The organism is Streptomyces phytophilus, assembly GCF_013870535.1.
In the GTDB taxonomy this organism is placed as follows: Bacteria; Actinomycetota; Actinomycetes; order Streptomycetales; family Streptomycetaceae; genus Streptomyces; species Streptomyces phytophilus.
In genome coordinates, this window is sequence record NZ_JACBXC010001453.1 from 1 (window position 1) to 1,410 (window position 1,410).

The 1,410-nt window shown below is 67.0% G+C and carries 2 protein-coding genes; one reads left to right on the forward strand and one right to left on the reverse strand.

Features of this window, described 5'->3' with window-relative positions; genetic code table 11:
* The first annotated feature begins 174 nt into the window (after window positions 1–174).
* Window positions 175–834, forward strand: coding sequence for an undecaprenyl diphosphate synthase family protein (locus tag H5J30_RS33260; protein WP_220189595.1), 660 nt, complete (start codon window positions 175–177; stop codon window positions 832–834).
* Window positions 835–924: 90 nt separating this feature from the next.
* Here H5J30_RS33260 and H5J30_RS33265 read toward each other — a convergent pair whose 3' ends face one another.
* Entirely contained in the window at window positions 925–1,230 is a 306-nt protein-coding gene (locus H5J30_RS33265; protein ID WP_220189596.1) for a hypothetical protein, read from the reverse strand.
* Window positions 1,231–1,410: the final 180 nt, after the last annotated feature.

Consider the following 1,410-nt stretch of genomic DNA (forward strand, 5'->3'; position numbering starts at 1 on the left):
CGGACGCGAGGGGACCCGGCAGCCGTGCCGCCCCGGCGGCGCCGCGCCCGCGAGTGACCACCCTGCGTAACCGCCCGGCTCCGCCCGGCTCCACCGCGGACATCGCGAATCTGCCCGTACCGCGATCAAGACTGCGCACGACTTCGGAATTGCCCGGTCACACGACCAAAGGAGATGACTGTGACCAACCTGATGTTACTGCCGGACGGAATGCGGCGCTGGTCCAAGACCAACGGCGTCTCTCTCGACGACGGCTACCGGGCCATGGCGGACAAGCTCGTCGAGTTCACCGACTGGGCCAGGGAAGACGACATCACGACCCTGTACGTCACGACCTCCTCGGCCGCGAACTTCGACCGCCCCGAGTCCGCGGTGAAGACGTTCCTGGAAGCGTTCGACGACGTGGCCGAACGCACGCACCGCACCTGTAACTTCAGCTTCACCGGTTCCCTCGACCTGGTGCCCAAGAAGTACCTCACCAGGCTGGAGGAACTGCGGGACGAGTCGGACAAGGACTCGGGCTTTACGCTGCACTACATCATGGGCATGTCATTGTCCGAGGAGGTGGTCCAGCTTTTCAACAGGCTCAACGGCAAGATCCCGAAACTGACCGAGAAGATCCTGGCCGAGAACGCGTACGTGCCGCAGCAGGTCGACTACCTCATACGCACCGGCGGCGCGATCCGCATGTCTTCCTTCTTCCCGCTGATGTCCCCGTACGCGGAACTGCACTTCTCTCCGGTCCTGTTCCCCGACATGAAGCGGGCGGACTTCGACACCGCGCTCAGGGACCTGCGGCAGCGGGAGCGGCGCTACGGGAACTACCCGAGGTAGGCCGCCACCGGAGGACCGGGCACACAGGCAGCCGGGCAGGGCGCGCAGCACCGCGGCCTGCCCGGCCGTTCGACGTGGCCGGCGGCCGCCTCAGTGGAAGAGGCGGTACGAGGCGAGGGCCGTCATCGGCTCGACCGACAGCGGCTCGGTGATCCACTCGTTCTTCAGGCCGTTCATCGTCTTCTGGAAAGCGGGCATCGCCTGGAGGGGGTTCTTCTCGTCGTCCGCCAGGTCCACGACGATGACCAGGGTCCGCCCGTCCGCGAGCTTGCACCAGGAGTAGCGCACGCCCTCGGGCCCGGCTTCCTCGATCGCCGCGAACAGCTCCTGCGCGGCCTTCTCCGCGGTCTCGACCTTGTCTTCCTTGAGCATGGCACGGAAAATACGGACGCTCATGGGCATCTCCTCGGTGGCACGCGCGCGCCGCCGGGTGCCGGCGGCGCGGTTCACGGATGTACGTGGCGTTCGTGCGGCGGATGCGTCCTGGACGCGGCCCGGATGCGGCACGGCGGTCCGCTTCGGGGAACAGCATCCGGCACTCCGCTTGGCCACTGCACACCGTCGAGTTGGCGTCCA

Coding starts and splice junctions, on each gene's coding strand:
- H5J30_RS33260 (WP_220189595.1), top strand. CDS start 175: ATGACTGTGACCAACCTGATGTTACTGCCGGACGGAATGCGGCGCTGG.
- H5J30_RS33265 (WP_220189596.1), bottom strand. CDS start 1,230: ATGAGCGTCCGTATTTTCCGTGCCATGCTCAAGGAAGACAAGGTCGAG.